Source organism: Erythrobacter sp. W36 (genome assembly GCF_057364935.1).
This window is the reverse complement of the sequence record NZ_CP200281.1, coordinates 3,038,836-3,059,126: the sequence shown is the minus strand read 5'-3', so window position 1 is coordinate 3,059,126 and position 20,291 is coordinate 3,038,836. Positions and strand designations below refer to the sequence as shown.

At 59.9% G+C, this 20,291-nt stretch carries 19 protein-coding genes and 1 pseudogene; 7 read left to right on the top strand and 13 right to left on the bottom strand.

All coding sequences use genetic code 11. From position 1 onward, the window contains the following. The first annotated feature begins 182 nt into the window (after nt 1–182). Nucleotides 183–905 (top strand): acetoacetyl-CoA reductase, encoded by a 723-nt coding sequence (gene phbB, locus AC0V6U_RS15065; protein ID WP_472643945.1) that lies wholly within the window; start codon nt 183–185, stop codon nt 903–905. A gap of 12 nt (nt 906–917) precedes the next feature. Here the strand turns inward: phbB and AC0V6U_RS15060 are convergent, their stop codons facing one another. Together AC0V6U_RS15060 and AC0V6U_RS15055 are read right to left on the bottom strand one after the other, a co-directional pair. Then, nucleotides 918–1,349 (bottom strand): hypothetical protein, encoded by a 432-nt coding sequence (locus AC0V6U_RS15060; RefSeq protein ID WP_472643944.1) that lies wholly within the window; start codon nt 1,347–1,349, stop codon nt 918–920. A 92-nt stretch (nt 1,350–1,441) separates the two neighbouring features. Then, nucleotides 1,442–2,047, bottom strand: a complete 606-nt coding sequence (locus AC0V6U_RS15055; protein ID WP_472643943.1) for a DNA-3-methyladenine glycosylase I — start codon at nt 2,045–2,047, stop codon at nt 1,442–1,444. 98 nt (nt 2,048–2,145) lie between these two features. On the opposite strand from AC0V6U_RS15055, the gene AC0V6U_RS15050 reads away from it, so the two are divergent. Next, a complete protein-coding gene (locus AC0V6U_RS15050; protein ID WP_472643942.1) occupies nt 2,146–2,376 on the top strand; it encodes a ribbon-helix-helix domain-containing protein in 231 nt (76 codons plus the stop codon). A 46-nt stretch (nt 2,377–2,422) separates the two neighbouring features. Here AC0V6U_RS15050 and AC0V6U_RS15045 read toward each other — a convergent pair whose 3' ends face one another. Then, nucleotides 2,423–2,692: a hypothetical protein gene (locus tag AC0V6U_RS15045; protein ID WP_472643941.1), complete on the bottom strand. Its 270-nt coding sequence runs from the start codon at nt 2,690–2,692 to the stop codon at nt 2,423–2,425. Between the two features lie 95 nt (nt 2,693–2,787). Beyond that, entirely contained in the window at nt 2,788–4,068 is a 1,281-nt protein-coding gene (gene murA, locus AC0V6U_RS15040) for a UDP-N-acetylglucosamine 1-carboxyvinyltransferase (RefSeq protein WP_472643940.1), read from the bottom strand. A gap of 102 nt (nt 4,069–4,170) precedes the next feature. On the opposite strand from murA, the gene galU reads away from it, so the two are divergent. After that, nucleotides 4,171–5,067 carry a UTP--glucose-1-phosphate uridylyltransferase GalU gene (gene galU / locus AC0V6U_RS15035; protein WP_472643939.1) on the top strand — a complete coding sequence of 299 codons (897 nt, stop codon included), beginning with the start codon at nt 4,171–4,173 and terminating at the stop codon, nt 5,065–5,067. A gap of 93 nt (nt 5,068–5,160) precedes the next feature. Here the strand turns inward: galU and AC0V6U_RS15030 are convergent, their stop codons facing one another. The 8 genes and pseudogenes from AC0V6U_RS15030 to glnE form a co-directional block, all read right to left on the bottom strand. Then, on the bottom strand, nt 5,161–6,936 hold the full coding sequence (locus AC0V6U_RS15030; protein WP_472643938.1) for a flotillin family protein: 1,776 nt from the start codon (nt 6,934–6,936) through the stop codon (nt 5,161–5,163). Nucleotides 6,937–6,972: 36 nt separating this feature from the next. Continuing rightward, nucleotides 6,973–7,671 (bottom strand): OB-fold-containig protein, encoded by a 699-nt coding sequence (locus AC0V6U_RS15025; protein WP_472643937.1) that lies wholly within the window; start codon nt 7,669–7,671, stop codon nt 6,973–6,975. A 141-nt stretch (nt 7,672–7,812) separates the two neighbouring features. Continuing rightward, nucleotides 7,813–9,105, bottom strand: coding sequence for a cytochrome P450 (locus AC0V6U_RS15020; protein ID WP_472643936.1), 1,293 nt, complete (start codon nt 9,103–9,105; stop codon nt 7,813–7,815). Beyond that, a complete protein-coding gene (locus AC0V6U_RS15015) occupies nt 9,105–10,652 on the bottom strand; it encodes an acyl-CoA synthetase (RefSeq protein ID WP_472643935.1) in 1,548 nt (515 codons plus the stop codon). Before AC0V6U_RS15015 ends, AC0V6U_RS15020 begins: the two co-directional genes overlap by 1 nt. 232 nt (nt 10,653–10,884) lie before the next feature. Further along, a complete protein-coding gene (locus AC0V6U_RS15010; RefSeq protein WP_472643934.1) occupies nt 10,885–11,583 on the bottom strand; it encodes a M23 family metallopeptidase in 699 nt (232 codons plus the stop codon). Between the two features lie 83 nt (nt 11,584–11,666). Next, nucleotides 11,667–12,447 (bottom strand): annotated as a pseudogene (locus AC0V6U_RS15005) (ferritin-like domain-containing protein). Nucleotides 12,448–12,465: 18 nt separating this feature from the next. Further along, nucleotides 12,466–12,939: a peroxiredoxin gene (locus AC0V6U_RS15000; RefSeq protein WP_472643933.1), complete on the bottom strand. Its 474-nt coding sequence runs from the start codon at nt 12,937–12,939 to the stop codon at nt 12,466–12,468. Further along, nucleotides 12,936–15,653, bottom strand: coding sequence for a bifunctional [glutamate--ammonia ligase]-adenylyl-L-tyrosine phosphorylase/[glutamate--ammonia-ligase] adenylyltransferase (gene glnE / locus AC0V6U_RS14995; protein ID WP_472643932.1), 2,718 nt, complete (start codon nt 15,651–15,653; stop codon nt 12,936–12,938). The genes AC0V6U_RS15000 and glnE overlap by 4 nt, the downstream gene beginning before the upstream one ends. Before the next feature lie 124 nt (nt 15,654–15,777). Between glnE and AC0V6U_RS14990 the strand changes: the two genes are divergently transcribed. From AC0V6U_RS14990 to AC0V6U_RS14975, 4 genes are all read left to right on the top strand, one after another. Beyond that, a complete protein-coding gene (locus tag AC0V6U_RS14990; RefSeq protein ID WP_472643931.1) occupies nt 15,778–17,487 on the top strand; it encodes a M28 family metallopeptidase in 1,710 nt (569 codons plus the stop codon). Nucleotides 17,488–17,525: 38 nt separating this feature from the next. Then, nucleotides 17,526–18,509 (top strand): agmatine deiminase family protein, encoded by a 984-nt coding sequence (locus AC0V6U_RS14985; protein ID WP_472643930.1) that lies wholly within the window; start codon nt 17,526–17,528, stop codon nt 18,507–18,509. A 55-nt stretch (nt 18,510–18,564) separates the two neighbouring features. Then, nucleotides 18,565–18,699 carry a hypothetical protein gene (locus tag AC0V6U_RS14980; RefSeq protein ID WP_472643929.1) on the top strand — a complete coding sequence of 45 codons (135 nt, stop codon included), beginning with the start codon at nt 18,565–18,567 and terminating at the stop codon, nt 18,697–18,699. 78 nt (nt 18,700–18,777) lie between these two features. Then, nucleotides 18,778–19,536 (top strand): DUF1223 domain-containing protein, encoded by a 759-nt coding sequence (locus tag AC0V6U_RS14975; RefSeq protein ID WP_472643928.1) that lies wholly within the window; start codon nt 18,778–18,780, stop codon nt 19,534–19,536. On the opposite strand, the gene AC0V6U_RS14970 is transcribed toward AC0V6U_RS14975, so the two are convergent. After that, a complete protein-coding gene (locus tag AC0V6U_RS14970; protein ID WP_472643927.1) occupies nt 19,533–20,276 on the bottom strand; it encodes a sulfite exporter TauE/SafE family protein in 744 nt (247 codons plus the stop codon). The genes AC0V6U_RS14975 and AC0V6U_RS14970 overlap by 4 nt on opposite strands. Nucleotides 20,277–20,291 lie beyond the last annotated feature (15 nt).

The following is a 20,291-nucleotide window of genomic DNA, read 5'->3' as shown; positions in this document are numbered from 1 at the left end:
TGCCGATCAAGACAATCAGGCCGTTTACGTGGGAACTCAGTTTAAGTTCTGATCCACCTCCCGCTCGCTCGGGTAAGGGAAATTCGTATGCAAGACCTCGCTTTCGCGGGGTTTTTTGTTGCCTGACGCTACGGCAAGCCTATCCCTGAGGAGGATAAACGACTCACAGGGATGACAGACATATGAGCAAAGTAGCAATCGTCACCGGGGGCACGCGCGGCATCGGAGAGGCCATCTGCCAGCGCCTCAAGCGCCAAGGCCACACTGTCATCGCCAATTACGGCGGCAATGATGAAAGCGCCCGGGCCTTTACTGAGGCAACCGGCATCCCGTCGATGAAATGGGATGTGGGCGATCACGAAGCCTGCCTCGAAGGCTGCGCCAAAGTGGCCAAAGAGCACGGGCCGGTCGATATCGTCGTCAACAATGCCGGCATCACGCGAGATGGCACGTTGCACAAGATGAGCTTCGACGATTGGAACGATGTTATGCGCGTCAATCTGGGCGGCTGCTTCAACATGGCGAAAGCGACCTTCCCCAGCATGCGCGAGCGCAGCTGGGGGCGGATCGTCAATATTGGCTCCATCAACGGGCAGGCTTACCAATACGGCCAGGTAAACTACGCCGCCGCAAAATCGGGCATTCACGGCTTCACTAAAGCGCTCGCACAGGAAGGCGCCAAATTCGGCGTGACTGTTAACGCCATCGCGCCCGGCTATATCGACACCGATATGGTCGCCGCCGTGCCGGAACCGGTGCTGGAGAAGATCGTCGCCAAGATCCCCGTGGGCCGCCTGGGTCAAGCAGAAGAAATCGCGCGCGGCGTAGCCTTCTTCACCTCCGACAATGGCGCATTCATGACCGGCTCCACCATGAGCATCAACGGCGGCCAGCATATGTATTGAGGTCGGATTGGGTCAGGCGTCCGGTTCGGGATCGGGGTCTCTGGGGGTGAACTCGCCGAGCAGCGCCGCACCTGTCCAAACAGCCAAGGTAATCACGAGTTTCTCGTCCACGCCCTCGATCGCCCTTTCGACCAGGCCCAGCCACGCATATCCAGCCATGAAGATCGTCAATTGTACGGCCAACCAGATCCGCCGCGTGGTCTTGGAGACCATCAGGATGAACCCGATCAAGGTGGCGGTAATGAACAGCAGAATGGCGTAGTCGGCCGAGCTCAGATCGGTCAGTCCGGCAAAATTGACGCCAACAATGGCACCGAAAAACAAGTTGAGCGCATCAACCGAGGCGCGATATTCGGATTCGCGCAAGCGGCCGGTATCGCTCAAGCCTTTTGCGATCTCCTTTGCGCCCTTCGTGATCACCCCTTTGCGATCAGCCATCAGCAATCCCCTTATCCGACCTTGTGCGCATTAAGACTTAGCGCGCTGGCGCGAGATGGGAAGCCCACCGGGGACCATGAGCGGATTTGCAGGGCCCACTACTTCAGGCGAAACTTTGCGCGCGCAGCCTCCACTTTGTCCCGCGCCGCGCAGCCCGGGGCGTGGTCATTCACCAGACCCATCGCCTGCATGAAGGCATAGGCTGTGGTCGGACCGACAAACTTCCATCCGCGCTTCTTCAGATCTTTCGAAAGGGCCGTGGATGCCTCGGTAAAGCCTGGCATGTGCTTGCCATCCCATAGGCGCTCGCGCGGCTCATATCGCCAGAAAAAAGCGGCCAGAGAGCCTTCGTCTTCGACCATTTCAATCGCGCGGCGGGCATTGTTGATCGTCGCCTCGATCTTGCCGCGGTGGCGGATAATGCCTGCGTCTTCCAGCAAGCGCTCGACATCATCTTCGTGAAAATCAGCCACTTTGTGAAAGTCGAAATCATGGAAAGCAGCGCGAAAGTTCTCACGCTTTTCCAGGATCGTCCGCCAGCTCAGACCCGATTGGAATCCTTCCAGGCAGATCTTCTCAAACAAGCGGCGATCATCGCCAACCGGATAGCCCCATTCGCTGTCGTGGTACTGCTGATATTGCGGTGTTGCGCTCGACCATCCGCAACGCGCCACTCCATCTTCGCCCGTGACGATCTCGACCATTTTACCCTCCAAATTGCGGGCCGAGAGCACCAGATCGCCCGGCGCACGTCAATCGCCAATGGGCAACACGCAGTCGGTGCGCTATCGCTGACGGCGCTATGGCGGATACACCTTATCACCCTCCGGTCAAACGCTCGGTCGAGATCGCCGGGCACAAGACCTCGATCAGCCTGGAGCCGGTGTTCTGGGACATGCTGCGCCGTGCAGCGGAGGCAGAAGGGGTTCCAATCAATGCGCTGGTTGGGCGGATCGACGAAGAGCGGATCAAGGCTGAGACCCCGCCAGGCCTCGCCGGAGCGATCCGGATTTGGTTGGTGAGTGGAGTATAGCGCAAGGCACTGACACGTTAGCCAGCTACCAAAACAAAGTTAGCGCTTAGCGGTAACGGCGATAGGCACGCCGCTCTCGCCTCTCTTCATAGCGCTTATCTGCCCATTCTCGGTCAAATTTTGCGAGCTCGCGGTCGCATTCGGCCGCCTTCTCGTAATATTCGCTCCTGCTTTGCGCCTCGCGGAGCTTTTTGTCGCAATCAGCAACCTTGTTGGCGCGATTTTCGTAATAGTCATTCGCGTCAGCAAACGCAGGGCTCGCAACAGACACGAGGAAAGCCGCTGCCCCTCCAAAGACACACAACCGAACTTTCATCTCATATCTCCATGAAGAACAGAGGCAGATATTCTCGCAATCTGGTTGAACCAGAGTTGAACTCATCGAGATCAGTGCAAGTTTTCCGAGGCCCGTTAGTCGTCGACCCGCTCAATGTCGGCGCCGACCAGCTGAAGCTTCTCCTCCAGCCGCTCATAGCCGCGATCAAGGTGATAGATCCGGCGCACTGTCGTCTCGCCTTCCGCTGCGAGCGCCGCGATAATCAGGCTCATCGATGCGCGCAGATCGGTTGCCATCACCTCTGCGCCGGTCAGCTCTGAGGGGCCTTTTACAATCGCGGTGCGGCCCTCGGTCGCGATATCCGCGCTCATCCGGGACAGCTCTGGCACGTGCATGAAACGGTTTTCGAAGATCGTTTCTTTGAGCACGCTGGTGCCATGCGCCTTGCACAGCAGGCTCATCAATTGCGCCTGCATGTCGGTGGCGAGGCCGGGATAGGGCGCGGTGGTGAGGTCAGTGGCTTTCAGCGGTCCATCGGCTCGCACCGTCATGCCGCGCGCGTCCTCTTCGATCTCCACCCCGATATTGCGCAGCGCGTTATTGGTCGCTGTCATCTCGCTGGCATTGGCGCCTTCCAGCCGCACTTCGCCGCCCGTGATCGCCGCCGCACAGGCATAGGAGCCTGCCTCGATCCGGTCGGCCATCACTTTATATGTTGCGCCGTTGAGGCGTTTGACGCCATGAATGGTCAGATCAGATGTGCCAATGCCTTCAATCTCTGCGCCCATCGCGGTGAGCAGATTGCATAGGTCGACAATCTCTGGCTCGCGCGCGGCGTTGAACAATCGGCTCGTGCCGTTGGCGAGCACCGCCGCCATCAATGCGTTTTCTGTCGCTCCGACAGACACCACTGGGAAGTCAAAGTCCCCGCCCGGCAATCCGCCATCAGGAGCAATCGCTTTGACATAACCCTGCGCCAGCTCAATCTCTGCGCCGAACGCCTCGAGCGCCTTAAGGTGCAGGTCAATAGGGCGATTGCCGATTGCGCAGCCGCCCGGCATTGAGACGGTCGCCTCACCCGCGCGCGCGAGCATTGGCCCGAGCACAAGAATCGAGGCGCGCATTTTGCGGACCAAATCATAAGGCGCGACATTTGAGGTCAGGCGCTGAGCCTCAAAGGTGACGACACGTCCAAAATCCTCAGGACGCTTGCCCTGAATGCTCACCGAGACACCGAATTGCCCCATCAAATGCTGAAACCCGTCAATATCGGCAAGCCGCGGCAAATTGCGCAATGTCATCGGCTCTTCGGTCAGCAAAGCGCACGGTATCAGCGTGAGCGCCGCGTTCTTCGCGCCAGAGATCGGAAGAGTTCCTGAAAGGCGATTGCCGCCCCGAATAAGCAATTTGTCCATCGCCATGCCTTAGCCAAAAACGCGTGGCGCGCAAACGGCATCTCCGCTCGCTATACACGCGCCAGTTGACGCGGCTCGCAATGCGTCCGTATCCCTTGGCCCATGACCAATCTCAACACGTCCGCGCCAAAGCCGATCAAGAAAGCGGTTTTCCCCGTTGCCGGCCTCGGCACACGCTTCCTGCCCGCGACCAAAGCGATTCCGAAGGAATTGCTACCCATCGTTGATCGCCCGCTCATTCAATATGCGGTGGACGAGGCGCGCGAGGCGGGCATTGAGCAGATGATCTTCGTCACCGGCCGCGGCAAAACCGCGATCGTTGAGCATTTCGATGTCGCCTATGAGCTCGAAAGCACAATGAGCGAGCGCGGCAAGAATATGGCTGTGCTGGAGCCGACCCGCGCCACCCCCGGCGACATCATCACCGTTCGCCAGCAAGTGCCGATGGGGCTTGGCCATGCGATCTGGTGCGCGCGCGCGATTGTCGGTGATGAGCCCTTTGCGATCTTCCTCCCTGATGAGCTGATGATCGGCAAGCAAGGCGGCAGCGGCTGCATGAAGCAGATGGTAGATGCCTATCAGAAGACCGGCGGCAATCTGATCAGCGTGCTGGAGGTGCCTCAGGACGAGGTGTCGAGTTACGGCGTGATCGATCCGGGCGCGGAGAATGGGGCTTTGACCGAAGTGCGCGGTTTGGTTGAGAAACCCCCGGTTGACGAAGCGCCGTCGAACAAGATCATCTCAGGCCGCTACATTCTCCAACCGGAGGTGATGCGCACGCTGGAGACGCAGGGCAAAGGCGCAGGCGGAGAGATCCAGCTGACCGATGCGATGGCGCGCATGATCGGCTCGCAGCCTTTCCATGCGGTGACCTTCGACGGTAAGCGCTATGATTGCGGCAGCAAATTGGGCTTTGTCGAAGCGACCCTGGCTCTCGCATTGGAACGCGAGGACATGGGCACAGAAGTGCGCGCTATGGCCGAGCGCTTGCTGCGCTAATATCGAGCCTCAAAACAAAACCTCCCGATCAGCGTGAAGCCAACCGGGAGGCGTTGTGAGCTATTGAAGACCGCGAGGCCTTCCTGATCGAGACTATTCAGCGGGCTCTGGGCTTGCGCCGCTACCATCAGCTTCTGGGGCTTCCGAACTTGGCCCGTGATCCGCCTCTGCTTCGATAACCTGCTTCTCAACATCGCTGAGAACCTTGGTCAGCGTTAGCGCTTCGTCGCCGCTCTCTTGCGCAGCCGCTTCGACGAGTGATCCGAGTGAGGAGCCATTCAGCCCCAGCTCTTTCATCAGCCCGTCAAGCACTGGGGCCTGAGCGCGGTAGGCGAGCGCGGCGGAGACCGCATCGGTGGCAAGGTTGCCGGAACCGCCACCTGCGCCGCCGCCATCATTGGCTGCGCCTTTGCCAGAGCCGCCATTGGTGAGCCCGTCAACCTGAACGATCTTGATCGAGTCGATCGCTTCCATAGGTTTCGCGCTTTCACGGATAACCTCGGGCAGCACTTTGAGCAGAGCCAGCTTGGTCTGAAGGCTGATTTGATCCATTGAGAGGATATTGGCCGCCTCGTTGATCGCTTCTTGACCGGCTGCTTCGACTTCAAAGCGGACCCGGTCAGCCTCGGCGCGCAGGATTTCAGCATCCGCGTCACCTTTCGCCTCAAGCCGAGCTGCTTCAGCGCGGTTGGTCGCCGCGTCTTTCTCAGCTTCAGCCTCGACCTTTATGCCAATCGCTTCGCGCTCAGCAACTTTCGCCGCTTCGATCAGTTCGATCTTCTTCTGACGTTCGGCAATCTCGCTTTCACGAGAGGTTGCAACCTGCTCTTCAGCAGCCACCGCTTTGGCGCGGGCCGCGTCGGCCTCTGCTTTGGCCTGGCTTTCCTCACGGCTCTTATTCTGAACCGCGATCTGCTGCTCTTGGCGAGCAATCTCGAGCGCTCGGGTCTGATCGATCCGGGCTTCCTCGACCAAGCGATCCGCCTCAATCTGCTGCGCATCGACCTGCTTTTTCGCTTCGATCTTCGCTGCATCGGCCTCGCGCTGGCGCTCTGCCTGCTCGCGGGCGATTTCCGCCATTTGAGCCGCGCGGCGCACTTCAACTTCGCGTTCCTGAGCAAGCCGCGCGTATTCCTGATCACGGCCGATCTCGAACGATTTGGCGTCCGCCTCAAGGTTCTTCGTTTCCATCTGAACCCGCGTGTCTTGCTCAATATCGTTGCGCAGTTTCTTGCGCGCTTCGATCTGCTCAGTCAGCTTGGTCAGACCTTCCGCGTCAAACGCGTTGTTTGCGTTGAAGTGCTCAATGCTCGTCTGGTCAAGGCCGGTAAGCGAGACCGATTCGAGTTCCAGACCGTTCATCGCCAGATCGTTTGAGGAGACTTGCTGCACCTTCTGGACGAAGTCCGCACGCTGTTCGTGCAGCTCGTTCATGCTCATGCCCGCGGCAACGGAGCGCAGCGCGTCGACGAATTTACCCTCGACGAGATCTTTGAGCATTTCTGGCTGCATCGTGCGCTGACCCAGGGTCTGCGCGGCCATCGCGATCGCTTCGGAGTCGGGACGGACGCGGACGTAGAATTCCGCCTTCACATCAATCCGCAAGCGGTCGAGCGTGATCAGCGCCTCTCCATCGCGGCGAACCACGGCGAGCACCAAAGTGTTCATATTGACCGGCATGGTCTCGTGGAAAATCGGCAGCACCAGCGCGCCGCCATTCATCACGACCTTCTCGCCGCCAACACCGGTCCGCACAAAGGCGATTTCCTTCGACGCCCTGCGGTAAAGCCGCATCAGGAAACCGATTACGATGATGAAGAACAGCAGGCCTGCGCCTATCAGTATCGCTAAGTCTAAAAATTCTGGCATTTTCTCTCCTATGAGGTTTCGATTTTTGGGCTGGGCCTAATTCAACTCGAGCAAGCGGTTTTCATAGCGAATGGCGAAGAACGTTCCTTCTTCGCGGCGCACCAGCAGGACTGTTTCGCCTTCGCGCAATTCCGCGCTCGGATCATGGGGCTCAACCATGACAAAATGAGGTTGTTTGAAACGATCAAGCACTTTGGCCCGCGCAGGTGACCCGGCGCGCGCAGTGCCCGTCTGGATGATCGCATCGCGCCTAATCAAGCTGCTCAGCCCGACCGCGCTCGTCTCATCCTTGGGCAGCAGAGCCCCAACGGGTCTGACGAAAGCAGCATTGGTGGGCACAGCGGCAAGTCCGGCAAGCGGCGCGGCCAACCATGCGGGCAGCGGTGCGCCCAGCAAGCCCGCGATCACGGACTGACCAATCACGCCAATTGACGCGAAGACCAGCAGCAGGCCCGCGAGCCAGATCAGGAAAGGCACTCGGCCAAACCCAAGCAGGCTGAGCAATCCGTCCATAAATCCGCCGGATGTGATGGCTTCGATCCCGTCAGCATCGACATCAACATCGAGGTCTAAATCAACATCGACATCTGTCCCATCAAACATATCCGCCACGCCCACCACTTGCGCGATGGCAATGATTGCGAGCAGCATTAGTGCAATCGCAAATGGCAGGTTGTGTGTCTCAAGCAGGCTCAACGGCCCGTCGCTGCACCAATAGCAACGCCTCTGTTCCAAGTTTTTCCCATGAACGCAGTGTTAACACATGTTGCAAGCAAATAACAGGAAAATCGTAAACACAGCCCGATTAATGCGCCAATACCATCGATATTGTTATGCAGACCTTGTTTTATTGCAAATACTCCCCATATCGAGGGATTAGGTGGCTGCAATTCGCAGTGGCAATGCCTTTAAACCGCCAACAAATGTCGACTTGGCGCGTTTCGCCTCTCCTGCTGGCTCAACACTCTCAATCCGGTCGAGCAATTCTTCAAACAGAATGCGCATTTCAAGACGTGCGAGATGCAAGCCGAGGCATTGATGCGCGCCCGCGCCAAAGGCGAGATGCCGATTGGGCGAGCGGCCCGCATCAAAGCGTCGAGGCTCAGGAAACTGCGCTGGATCATGATTGGCCGCGACATAGTTGATCATCAGCCAATCCCCTTTGCAGATCGTCTGCCCGCCCAGCTCCACATCCTCGGCTGCTGTGCGCATGAAATGCTGCACTGGAGAGGTCCAGCGAATCGCTTCCTCAACGATCCCCGGCAGCAGGCTGCGGTCCGCCTTTACCCGCGCAAATTGCTCTGGATCATGGGCCAGCGCCATCATTGCGCCCGCCGTTGAAGCGCTGGTCGTGTCATGTCCAGCAGCCGCCAGAATGATGTAATAGCCCATCATATCGCGGTCATTTAGCGGCGCGCCATCGACCGTCGCATTGGCGATCACGCTCGCGACATCACTGGTCGGCTTGGCCCGCTTCTGCGCAGTAATCCCGGCAAAATAGGCCTCAAAATCCTTCACCGCACCCGCGACCAGCTGCGTGATCTGCTCCGGCGTCATATTCGCCATGCCCGACTGGTTGAGATCATCATCCTGCCCGCCAAACATCTGCTGGGTCAGCATCAGCATGCGCGGCTCATCCTCTTCCGGCACGCCGAGAATCTGCATCACCACATGCAGGGGATAGGGCGCGGAGACGAGCTTTACGAAGTCAGCCTCTGGTCCAGCCGCAATCAGCCGGTCGACCGTCCGCTTGGCCAGGCTGCGGATCTCCGCCTCTACCGTTCGCAGGTTCTTGGGCATGAACCATTCCTGCGTCAGCTTGCGGTATTTCATGTGGATCGGCGCATCGAAGGTGACGAGGCTGGCGACCATATGTTCGCTGCCGCCAGTCATGGCCTTGGCAAACTCGATCCCCTCATCAAGCGAGAACACCACCGTTTGCGGATTGTTGAGGAAGGTTTGATTGTCTTTCGACACCTGCATCACCGCATCATAGCTGGTCACCAGCCAAAATGGCCGGTGAAAGCCTTCTTGCCCTTCGATCCAAGCCACCGGAGATTCGGCCCGGATCGCATCGAACCGGTCGAGCAGGCTGTCCCATTCCGCATAGCTCGCCGGGTCAATAACCGCGCGGGCGAGCTCCGCGTCCAGCACCGGGGCGCTCGCCATCAGGCCGCGCCCGCCTTTGCCTTGGCCTCATATTCATCGCGCAGCTCCCGCTTATAGAGCTTACCATTGGCCTCGCGCGGCAGATCAGGGCGGAAATCGAACAGCTTGGGCATTTTGATGCGCGCAAGGTTGGGCGCGAGGAATTCGCGCAATTCCGCCTCTAGCTCTTCGCCAGCATCGCCCATATCCACCGGCTGCACCACGGCAACGACCTTCTCGCCCAGATCCGGGCAGGGCGCGCCAATCACCGCGGCATCCATCACCTTGGCGTGGGTTTGCAGCAGGTTTTCGACCTCCTGCGGATAGATATTGACCCCGCCAGAAATGATCATGTGGCTCTTCCTGTCTGTCAGATAGAGAAAGCCGTCTGCATCGACATGGCCAATATCGGCCAATGTCATCCAGCCTTTGGGATGCATCGCCTCAGCGGTCTTGTCAGGATCGTTGTGATAGGTCGGCAGGATATCATTCTCAAAATAGATGAGGCCATCCTCGCCAGGACCAACTTCCTCGCCATCGGGGCCGCAGACATGCAGCTTGCCATGGATCGCGCGGCCAACGCTGCCCGGATGGGTCAGCCAGTCCGGCGCCTTCACCAAGGTCATGCCGATGCCTTCGCTGCCAGCGTAATACTCATTCACGATCGGTCCCCACCATTCGATCATTTCCCGCTTAATCGGCACAGGGCACGGGGCGGCGGCATGCAGTGCGCGCTGGTGGCTGGAGAGGTCGTATTTCGAGCGCGTCTGCTCATCCAATTTCAGGAAACGGACAAAATGGGTCGGCACCCATTGGCTGTCAGTGACCTTGTATTTCTCGATCGCAGCGAGCGCATTTTCCGGATCGAACTTCTCCATCAAGACGATCGTTCCGCCGAGCCGGTGGACTGTCGAGCACCAGCCAATGGGCGCGGCGTGATAAAGCGGCGCGGGCGAGAGATAGATCATAGAGCCATCTGCCGGCATGCCAGCGCCCATCATACCCAGCGCCATGAGCGGGTTGGGCGCCTGCGGATCGGGATCTTCTGGCGGCGCGGGTCGCACGCCTTTCGGCCGTCCGGTCGTGCCGCTGGAGTACAGCATCACCAGACCAGCGGTTTGCTCAGCCAGTGGCTCCGTGCTTTGAGCGCTCAATGCCGCGCCGAATTCCTGCGCATCGCCGCTGTCCATGATCAGCATGTCGAGATCGGGGCATTCCGCTCGCACTGTCTCCAGCACATCGGCGAATGCACCTGAAGTGATCAGCAGCTTGGTCTCGCTGTCCTTCAGAATATAGGCAATCTCTGGCCCTGTCAGCCGGGTAGAGATCGGCACCAGCATCGTGCCCGCGCGCTGTGAACCCCAGATGATGGTGAAGTACTCCATCCGGTTTTCCAGCAGAACCGCGAAAGCTTGATCTGGGTTCACGCCGCGCGCGCGCAGCAAATGCGCAAACTGGTTGGCCTGGCCCTCCATCTCGCCATAGGTCATCGTCTCACCGCTGCTCGCCATGATCACGGCGGCTTGGTCAGGGCGGTTTTGCGCATGCGCAATTGGATGCAGGCTCATCGATATCTCTCCCATGCGGCGCATTGAGGCCGTCAGTTGCGAGGCGAAACCTAGCCTGCGCGGCGCAGCCCGCAAGTCAATTCGAAGAAAATTAGATGCCGTTGAACGAGCGGGAGCGTGCCAAGAAAAAAGGCGGCGGGATAACCCGCCGCCTATGCTCGAACACCCTCTCCAATGTTCGATCCCGCGTTCAGCGGGGAAACTCTCAAAAGCGCGCTAAACCGCTAAGGGCTTATTCGCCGCCGCGTCCTTCAAGGACGGCTTGGCGGTCGAACTGCTGCTGCGCCTGTGTCTCTACCATATAGGGAATAGGATTGACCGCAACCCCGTCGATCCGGACTTCATAATGAAGGTGCGGACCAGTGGAGCGGCCGGTTGAGCCGACATAACCGATGATGTCGCCCTTTTTCACGCGCTCACCAGCGGCAACCGCCAGTTTCGACATGTGAGCATAGCGCGTTTCAAGGTCAGCGCCGTGATCGATGCGGATGTAAAGACCGTAGCTGGAGAACCACTGCGCCTTGCCAACGATACCGTCAGCGGTTGCGAAAATTGGGGTGCCCGTTGGCGCAGCAAGATCGACGCCTTTGTGCGCGCGGCGTTGGCGCAGCACCGGGTGATTGCGCATGCCGTAACCGCTGGTCAGTTTGAAACCGTCCAAAGGCATGCGTGACGGGATAGCGATGCTGGGCTGCTCGGTTGGAGCGTTTGGCCCGGCGCTATCGAGCGCTTGCCAATTGGCGAACAGCTGGCGGAACTGCACGTCGCCGCTCGTCAGATTGTCATCCTGAGCCGCGCGGATCGGTTCGCTAATATCAACAGCAGCGTTAGCTGAACTGTTAGCTGAAGCTGGCGCTGCAGCGGCGATTGCCGCCAAGCCAAATGCGCTCAAAGCAGCTTTAGCAATGTGACGCTTCGTAAGCGTTGTCATCAAATGATGCCCTAAATTTCGGCGAAATGTCGCCCGATTTCGTGTCGAGAGGACTTATTCGGGCTCAAATCTTAAAGAGCAACTTAACTGTAGAACTCCCGCGATAAACCGGCTGCAAGACGGGCTGAGTCGTTAAATGGCGGCTTAACGGCCCCCCGAAAGTAAGTTTTTACTAACCTTTTCCACGTGGATTCGGGTGATTCCTGCGCCTTATCGGCCAATGCGATAAAGTGTTTGGTGCCAAACGCGACATGGCGAATTTCGTCGTCAAGGATTCGCGTCAAAATTTTTGCGCCATTCTCATCGCCCGCTGCCCGAACCCGTTCCAAGGTTGCTGGCGTGACGTCCAATCCGCGCGCCTCCAGCACCATAGGCACAATCGCGAGACGGGCCAGGACATCATGCTTGGTTTCGTCCGCAGCTTGCCACAATCCGCCATGAGCCGAGCAGCGCGCCGTAATAGCTACCCAGCGTCTTGAGCTTGCGGTCGAGCAAAGCGAAATGCATCGCCTCATCGGCGGCAACGCTCAAGAAGTCAGAGACGAATTCCTCGCCCATCTGTTCGCCAAAGCGCCCTGCCATGTCGAGCGCGAGATCGATCGCGACGAACTCTATGTGCGCTAGGCTGTGCCACAAGGCGATCCGGCCGCGCTCTGATCCGCCTTTGCCGCGTTTGGGCATTTGGCTTGGCGCCAACAGCTCCGGCGCGCTGGGCCGCCCGGGCTCATCTGGCATCGTGACGTCAAACTGCCATGCAAGCGCGCCCTTGTTCCAGCGGCGCACGACGTCGCGCGTCGCAAAGCATTTTGCGCGCGGATCAGCGGTCAGCAATGCGCCGCGAATGGCAGAGGCCAAGGATGGCATTGGCGTTGGCATTTTGGCTTAGAGCGCCTTTGCGGCGGCCAGCACTTCTTCAGCGTGGCCTTTGACCTTCACCTTGTTCCAGACCTGCGCAATCTTGCCGTTTGCGCCGACCAGATAGGTGGTCCGGACCATGCCCATATAGGTCTTGCCGTACATCTGTTTCTCAGTCCAAACGCCGAGCGCATCGGACAATCCACCCTCTTCCGCATCGGTCGCGAGAGGGGTCGTGAGATCATGCTTGGCGATGAAGTTCTGGTGCTTCTTCGCGCTGTCCTTGCTGACACCAAGCAGCTGAGTTCCCGCCGCATCAAATTCGCTTTTGAGCGAAGTGAAGTCCTTTGCCTCGGTGGTGCAGCCCGGTGTGTTGTCCTTGGGATAGAAGAACAGCACCAGCTTTTTACCATGGAAATCCGATGGCTTCACCGTGCCGCCATCAGGGGTACCCATTTCAATATCGGGTAGGGCGTCACCAACGCTTGCAAAATCGCTCATTCGTCAATCTCCAATTGGTGCTCGAGAATCGTCTCCCAAGCTTTCGCGACCTCATGCCGCGCCTCGGTGAGGCTGCGCAAGAGGCCTTTGTAATTCTGCGCCTTACAGGCCCGCGCCAGCGCGTCGGCGGCGGCAGACGGAGGCTCCTTGCCATCGGGCGCAAGCAATCGCCCGGCGACCAATATGCGGGTCATCAAGTCATAGGCCGCGATCAGCGGCTGCGGCAAAGCACCCTCTTCCACCAGCATCGGAATGGCCGTGCCCAGGTCTGGATCGAGCCCCTTGCCATCACGCAATTGCAGGAAGTGGATGAGGAACTCAAAATCAACCAAGCCGCCGCGCAGCAGCTTCACATCAAGCGGTCCGCGAGCGGGCTTATGCTGCGCCATTTCGCTGCGCATGGTCAGCACATTGGTTCGCAATTCCGCCGGATCGCGAGGCTTGCACAGAACCCCGGTGATGATTTCGTTGAGCTGGCCGCTCGCCTCCTCCGACCCGATCAAAACCCTCGCTCTTGCCAGCGCCATATGCTCCCAGGTCCAGGCCGCCTCGCGCTGATATTTGGCGAAGGCCTCAAGCGATACTGCGAGCGGGCCCTGGTTCCCTTGCGGACGCAGCCGGGTGTCGACTTCATAGAGCGCGCCTTGCGCTGTAGGGACAGATAAAGCTGCGCTAATACGGCTTGCCAAGCGGTTGTAATAAAGCGTTGCGCCAAGCGAGCGCTCGCCATCGGACTGCGCGTCAAAATCGCCTGAAAACAGATAGATAATATCTAGGTCAGAGGCATGGGTCAGCGCCCCGCCGCCAAATCTGCCCAGACCAAGCACGCAGACCTCGCTGCCTGTGATTTGTCCGTGCACACGCTCAAACTCGTGCGCGGCCGCAGCCGCTGCCACGGTGAGCCCCGCCTCGGCCACGCGAGACAGGCCGCTGGCGATATCAATCGGATCGCTCAGCGCCTCAATCAGCTGAACGCCGAGCGCAAAGCGCTGCTCACCAGTGACCACGCGAATGGCGTCCAATTGCGCCTCATAATCGTCGCGGGCGGCGATCCGCCGCATATCTTCGGAGATTTCAGAAGCAGAACCGGGCAGTTCCAACGCGCTCTCATCGATCAGAATGTCGAGCAATTCCGGGCGGCGGCCAAGCTCGTCGGCCAGCATTGGCGACAATGTGAGCGCACCCACCAATTGCGCGAGCAGCGCAGGGCGCGCGGACAGCAAGTGAAACAGATTGATCGCAGAAGGCGCATTGGCAAGCACACTCTCCCACCGGGTCAGCGCGCGGTCCGGATCATCCGCCCCAGCGAAAGCAGCGATCAATTCCGGCAGCAGCGCATCAAACGCCGCGAGCGCTTGCGGGGTGCGCAGACATTGATAGCGCCCCTCGCGCCACCCCTTGATCCGAGCCGCCAGCGCATCCGGCTCAGCAAAGCCCAGATTGCTCAATTGCTCGGTCAGTGCCTCAGCTTGCGGCGGCTCCGGCACGGGCGGAGAGGCACTGACATCATCGCCGATAAGCTTGTCATATACCGCGCCTGCCGCCTGCGTCAGGCTGTCCAGCTCTGCAATCAGCGCCGCGCCATCTGCCAAACCGTCAAGCCGGGCCACCGCATCGAGCGCTTCGCATTCTGGTAGGATATGCGTCTGGCGATCGTTCACCATTTGCAAGCGGTGCTCAATCACGCGCAGCCTGTCATAGGTCGTGCCTAGCAGGTCCGCCTCACCGCCATCCACGCGCCCAGCCGCCACCAAAGCATCGAGCGCCGCACGCGTCCCCTTCACCCGTAGGCTGGGATCGCGCCCACCGTGAATAAGCTGGTGGGTTTGCGCGAAGAACTCGATCTCGCGAATGCCGCCGCGCCCGCGCTTCACATCAAACCCGGGGCCAGGGCGGCGCGGACCATCATGATTGGCTCGAATTTGCGCTGTGAGCTGGCGGATTTCTTCAATCGCGCCAAAATCCAGACTCGAGCGCCATACGAAGGGCTGGATCCGCTGCAGAAACGCCTCTCCGGCGGCAATATCGCCGGCGCAGGCGCGCGAGCGGATAAAGGCCGCCCGCTCCCAAGCCAATGCGGCGCTTTCATAATGCGAGAGGGCCGCGCCTTCAGACACGGCCAGCGGGCTTACTTCGCTGGCAGGCCGCAGCCGCAGATCGACCCGAAAGGCAAAGCCATCGGCGGTGTTTTCGGACAGCAATTGCACAATCTGACGCGCATAGCGCGCTGCTGCTTCGCCCGGCTCATCCTTGGCGCGGCGCGGCAGCGTTTCTGGATCGTAAAGCAGGATTGGATCGATGTCGGAGGAGTAATTGAGCTCCCTCGCGCCCTGCTTGCCCAGCGCTAAGGCATAGAGCCCTCGCGCCGCTTCGCCATCGGTGCGCTCCGCAATGACATGGGCAGTCGCGCGGTCGAGCGCGCGGTCGGCGCAATCGGACAGCTCCTGCATCACGCGGGTGAGCGAGAAGGCTCCGGCCAGATCGCCAACGCCGAGCGCCACTGACAGGGCAATACGCTCTCGCCGCAAAGCTGCGCCCAAGTCATCTACGCCATCACCAGCGGATTTGGCCCATGCGAGAGCGCCCTTGGCATCTCCGCTGCCCAGCAATTCGGCGAGCGGCGGCATCCGCTCCAGTCCGCGCGCCAGAAACGGCGCCTCGGCCCGCGCCCGCGCCAGTGCTCCATCCCAGTCATGCGAATTTGCCTGCGCCATCTCCGCCTCCATGGCGCGGCAGTGCTTGTCTCGCAAGCGCCCTGGCCATCAATCCGCCTTGCGGGCCGCGCTCCGCTCTGCAAAAGGTGCGCGCAATGATTTTGGATGAGAGGAATCACCGACAATGATCAAACAAGCATTGAAGCTTGGCGGATTGGCCGCTTGCGCACTTGCGCTGACGGCATGCGATGCGATGAGCTCGCTCGGCGGCGACGCTGGCGCGGATGCTTTGGACATTCCAGAAGTCGCGGCAGGCGAGCTGTCTGAAGAGACAATGGTCGACATCACGCGCACGCTTTCCAGCGATGAGTTTGAAGGCCGCATGCCCGGCACCAAGGGCGAGGAACTGACTGTTGCTTTGCTGACCGAACGGTTTGAGGCCGCTGGCCTTCAGCCCGGCAATGGCGAGAGCTGGGTGCAAGAAGTGCCGCTGGTGGAAATCACTGGCAAGAACTTTGCGCCGCTCACCATCACCAATGGCGAGACCGATCTGGTCTATGATTTCGGCAGCGAATGGGTCGGCGTGACCTACCGCGAAGATGCGCAAACGCAGCTGGCCAACAGCGAAATGGTGTTCGTCGGATACGGCATCAACGCGCCAGAGCGTGATTGGAACGATTACGAAGGCGTCGATGTCACAGGCAAGACCGTGGTCGTGCTGGTCAATGACCCTGACTATGAAACATCCGGCCTTGAAGGGAAATTCAACGGCCGCGCGATGACATTTTATGGCCGCTGGACCTACAAATATGAAGAGGCCGCGCGCCAAGGCGCAGCAGGCGTTTTGATTGTCCACGACACCGAACCGGCAAGCTATGGCTGGAACGTGGTGGAAAGCAGCTGGTCCGGCCCGCAAGCCTATCCTGCTCGCGGAGACAATCCGCCACCGCTCACCACGATGAACGGCTGGATCCAGAAAGAGGCAGCCCGCGAATTGCTGGCGGCAGCAGGGCAGGATCTCGATGCGCTGACAGCGGCGGCGAAAACGGAAGAATTTGAAGCGGTTGAACTAGGCATGTCCGCCTCTACCAGCTTTGAAAATGACATTCGCACGTTCCAATCGCAAAATGTGATCGGCATTTTGCCGGGCAGCGAAGCGCCGGGCGAATATGTGATCCACACCGCGCACTGGGATCACCTTGGCCGCTGTAAAGCAGCGCCCGATGGCGATGACATTTGCAACGGAGCAGTCGACAATGCGACCGGCACTGCGGCTCTGGTGGCCTTGGCAGAGGCTCATGCGAAAGCTGGCGCACCTAAGCGCAGCCTCGTGTTCCTGGCCGTAACGGCTGAGGAATCCGGCCTGCTCGGCGCGTATTACTATGCCGCAAACCCAGTGTTCCCGCTCGATCAGACGGTTGGCGGGATCAACATGGACGCCTTCCAAGTGGCTGGCCCAGCGAAAGACGTGACCGTGGTTGGCCCCGGCAAGTCTCAGCTTGATGCCTTCATGATGGGCGCGCTGGAGGCCGATGGCCGCACCATGACACCCAATCCAAACCCAGAGGTCGGCTATTACTACCGCTCTGATCACTTCGCCTTTGCCAAGCAGGGCGTGCCAATGCTCTACATCAATGGCGGGCAAGATCTGGTCGAGGGTGGACGCGATGCAGGCGCAGCAGTGTCCAAGGATTACCGCGACAATCGCTATCACGGGCCAAAGGACGAGTTCAACGAAGAGTGGGACTGGTCCGGCGTGATGAGCGATTTGCAATTGTTCTATCGCATTGGCCGGATGATGGCAGAAAGCAGCAGCTGGCCGAATTGGAACGAGGGCGATGAGTTCAAAGCCGCCCGTGACGAAAGCTGCGCCAGCGCCGAGACGGGCTGCTGATCCAGCATCCGTTTAGCTGACGAATTGAAAGCCGGTTCATGACCGTCCTGATGCCTCCTGAATGGGCGCCGCAGGATTGGTTGTGGATCGGCTTTCCGCATTTGGCCGAGGAATGGCCAGGCTTTCTTGAGGCGGCGCAGGAGCAAATCGCGGCCTTTGCCAATGCTGTCGCTGACAGCGGTCAGGCCGTGCGTCTGCTCGTGCGCGATGAAGCCAATGAAGCCCGCGCCCGCGCTCTGGTGAGCGAAGCAGTTACGCTGGAGCGGCGGGTCTACGGCGATATTTGGTTGCACGACACCGGGCCGCTGATTGTATCCGACAATGGCAAGCGCGCCGCGCGCCGATTTGGCTTCAATGGCTGGGGCGGCAAATATGAGATGGCGGGCGATGAGAGCATTGGCGCGCAATTGGCGCGCGACGCGGGTTTGCCGCTCGAAACCTCGCAAATGATATTGGAGGGCGGCGCGGTTGATGGCGATGGCACCGGATTGTGCGCGGTGACCGAGCAATGCCTTCTCAATCCAAACCGCAATCCGGGCATGTCGCGCGCCGTGATCGAGGCGGAGCTGAAACGCACGCTCGGCTTTGACCAGGTGCTGTGGCTTGGCGATGGCCTCATCAATGACCACACGGACGGCCATGTCGACAATCTGGCGCGCTTTGTCGGTCCTGGCCTGCTCGTTGTTCCTGAGGCGACTGGCGAAAATGATCCCAATGCAGCGATCTATGCAGATGCAAAGCGGCGCGGCGAAGCATTCGGGGTAGAGGTGGTGACCATCCCTTCACCTGGCCTGATCCAGCGCAATGGCGAGGTGGAACCGGCGAGCTATGTGAATTTCGCAATCACCACACATCTGGTGGCGGTGCCGACCTTTGGCTCAGTGCACGATGCGGCGGGCGTCGCGGCGATCGCTGCTCTGTTTCCGGATCGTCACACCATCGGCCTTCCAGCGGATGCCGTGCTCGCTGGCGGCGGCGGATTTCACTGCGCCAGCCAGCAAATGCCCTCAGCGCTAATTTAGGCGATCCTGGTTAATCTTAACGACCTGTTAGCATTTGCCCGCGAACGTAGCCGTCATGGACAAAGCAATCGCCATCACTCGCAAGCCTTTGCAGGTTGCAGCGGCCCATCCGGCCGATATCGCCCGTTCAGTCATCGTGCTGGCATGCGGTGCGGCGTTGATCTTTGCCGGTCAACCACTCCCACTCTAAGCGCCCCTCGCTGTAACCAAGCAGCGCTTTGGCGCGAATATCCCTGCAATGCTCAGCAGATGCTTGTGAGGGACGCGCATGACAAAAACTCTATTCGGTCTGGCCATCGGTTCCGCCGCGCTGGCCATCGCCTCTGTCGCTGCGCCAGATTTCAGCCAAGCGCAAAGCCCGCCTGAGCAAACCGGCACTTTGGGCGAGCCTGTGCTGCTCGAGCTCTTCACCAGTCAGGGCTGTTCTTCCTGTCCGCCAGCGGACCGGCTTTCAGCCAAGCTTGCGCGCGAAGACAGCTTGGTCGTGATCGCTCGCCCGGTCACCTATTGGGACCGTTTGGGCTGGAAAGATACGCTCGCGCGCAAAGACAACACCAACCTCCAACGCGATTATGCACGCCGCGGCCTCGCCGGATATAACGGCGTCTACACCCCGCAATTGGTGGTCGATGGAGAGCTTGGCCAAGTTGGCTCTAACGAGCGCGTCAACCGCCGCCACATAGCGCTGGCGCGCGGTTCGCAAAGCGCCGCCATCCGCATCAAGCCAGCGGGCGGACTGGGCTATGGCATTGGCCTCAGCGGCACGGCGGAGAAACCCGCTGAGCTGGTGTTGATGGCGGTATCGAGCGAGGAAAGCGTCGCGATTGGCCGCGGAGAAAACGGCGGACGCCGCATTTCCTACACCAATGTTCTGCTGGATGAGAAAGTGCTCGCCCGCTGGGATGGCGGCACAGCAAGTGTTGAGCTGCGCCAGGACAGGCTCACCACGCCGGGAGCGGATGCACATGCGCTGGTTTTGCGCGAGCCGAACGGCGGGCGGGTGCTCGCCGCGCGCTGGGTCCGCTAAAACAGGCGGGTGAGAGCCGCAAAGGCCGCGGCGAACAGCACCAGGCCAACAAAGCTCCGCCAGACCGTGTCGCTGACCCGGCCGTAAGCGAGACCGCCGAGCCAATTGCCGAGCAGCACAGCGGGAAACAGCCCAACCGAAAGCAGCACAACGCGCTGATCAATCACGCCAGTCAAAAACCCTGAAATGATCGCCGCAATCGAAGCTATTGTGAAGATCAGCAGCATCGATGCCTTGGCCGTATCGCGCGGGATCGCCCGGCCGACATAATACGGCACAACCGGCGGCCCAGGCATCCCAGCAAAGCCGGTGAGAATGCCGCTGGTCACACCTGTTACACCGGTCTGAACCGGCCCGGGCACGCTGGCTGAACGCTGAGGCAGGAGCACGAGCGCAAAGGCGGACAGCGCCACCATTGCGATCAGCAGCCGTGCAAGATCAGGCGGCGTTACTGACAAGAGCAGCAATCCCGGCGCGGTTGTGACCGCAACCAGGGCGCTGATCATCCAAGCGGACTTTTCAGCGCCCAGAACCAGACGCCGGATCTCCAACATGCCGATAAACAGCATCAGGAAATTGGCGATCATCACCGCCTCAACCGGGGTCAAAGCGAGCGCCAAAACCGGCACCAGCAAAATCGCCATGCCGAACCCGGCCAGCCCGCGCACGAAAGATGCGCCAATGGTCGCTGCAAATGCCGCCGCAATCTGCGCTGCGCTAAGCCCGGCCAGCCAGTCCATGATCTATTCGGTCAA

Excerpts from the sequence above, each read along its gene's own strand:
- phbB (WP_472643945.1), top strand. The coding sequence starts at position 183 with ATGAGCAAAGTAGCAATCGTCACCGGGGGCACGCGCGGCATCGGAGAG.
- AC0V6U_RS15055 (WP_472643943.1), bottom strand. The coding sequence starts at position 2,047 with ATGGTCGAGATCGTCACGGGCGAAGATGGAGTGGCGCGTTGCGGATGG.
- AC0V6U_RS15050 (WP_472643942.1), top strand. The coding sequence starts at position 2,146 with ATGGCGGATACACCTTATCACCCTCCGGTCAAACGCTCGGTCGAGATC.
- AC0V6U_RS15045 (WP_472643941.1), bottom strand. The coding sequence starts at position 2,692 with ATGAAAGTTCGGTTGTGTGTCTTTGGAGGGGCAGCGGCTTTCCTCGTG.
- murA (WP_472643940.1), bottom strand. The coding sequence starts at position 4,068 with ATGGACAAATTGCTTATTCGGGGCGGCAATCGCCTTTCAGGAACTCTT.
- galU (WP_472643939.1), top strand. The coding sequence starts at position 4,171 with ATGACCAATCTCAACACGTCCGCGCCAAAGCCGATCAAGAAAGCGGTT.
- AC0V6U_RS15030 (WP_472643938.1), bottom strand. The coding sequence starts at position 6,936 with ATGCCAGAATTTTTAGACTTAGCGATACTGATAGGCGCAGGCCTGCTG.
- AC0V6U_RS15020 (WP_472643936.1), bottom strand. The coding sequence starts at position 9,105 with ATGGCGAGCGCCCCGGTGCTGGACGCGGAGCTCGCCCGCGCGGTTATT.
- AC0V6U_RS15015 (WP_472643935.1), bottom strand. The coding sequence starts at position 10,652 with ATGAGCCTGCATCCAATTGCGCATGCGCAAAACCGCCCTGACCAAGCC.
- AC0V6U_RS15010 (WP_472643934.1), bottom strand. The coding sequence starts at position 11,583 with ATGACAACGCTTACGAAGCGTCACATTGCTAAAGCTGCTTTGAGCGCA.
- AC0V6U_RS15000 (WP_472643933.1), bottom strand. The coding sequence starts at position 12,939 with ATGAGCGATTTTGCAAGCGTTGGTGACGCCCTACCCGATATTGAAATG.
- glnE (WP_472643932.1), bottom strand. The coding sequence starts at position 15,653 with ATGGCGCAGGCAAATTCGCATGACTGGGATGGAGCACTGGCGCGGGCG.
- AC0V6U_RS14990 (WP_472643931.1), top strand. The coding sequence starts at position 15,778 with ATGATCAAACAAGCATTGAAGCTTGGCGGATTGGCCGCTTGCGCACTT.
- AC0V6U_RS14985 (WP_472643930.1), top strand. The coding sequence starts at position 17,526 with ATGACCGTCCTGATGCCTCCTGAATGGGCGCCGCAGGATTGGTTGTGG.
- AC0V6U_RS14980 (WP_472643929.1), top strand. The coding sequence starts at position 18,565 with ATGGACAAAGCAATCGCCATCACTCGCAAGCCTTTGCAGGTTGCAGCG.
- AC0V6U_RS14975 (WP_472643928.1), top strand. The coding sequence starts at position 18,778 with ATGACAAAAACTCTATTCGGTCTGGCCATCGGTTCCGCCGCGCTGGCC.
- AC0V6U_RS14970 (WP_472643927.1), bottom strand. The coding sequence starts at position 20,276 with ATGGACTGGCTGGCCGGGCTTAGCGCAGCGCAGATTGCGGCGGCATTT.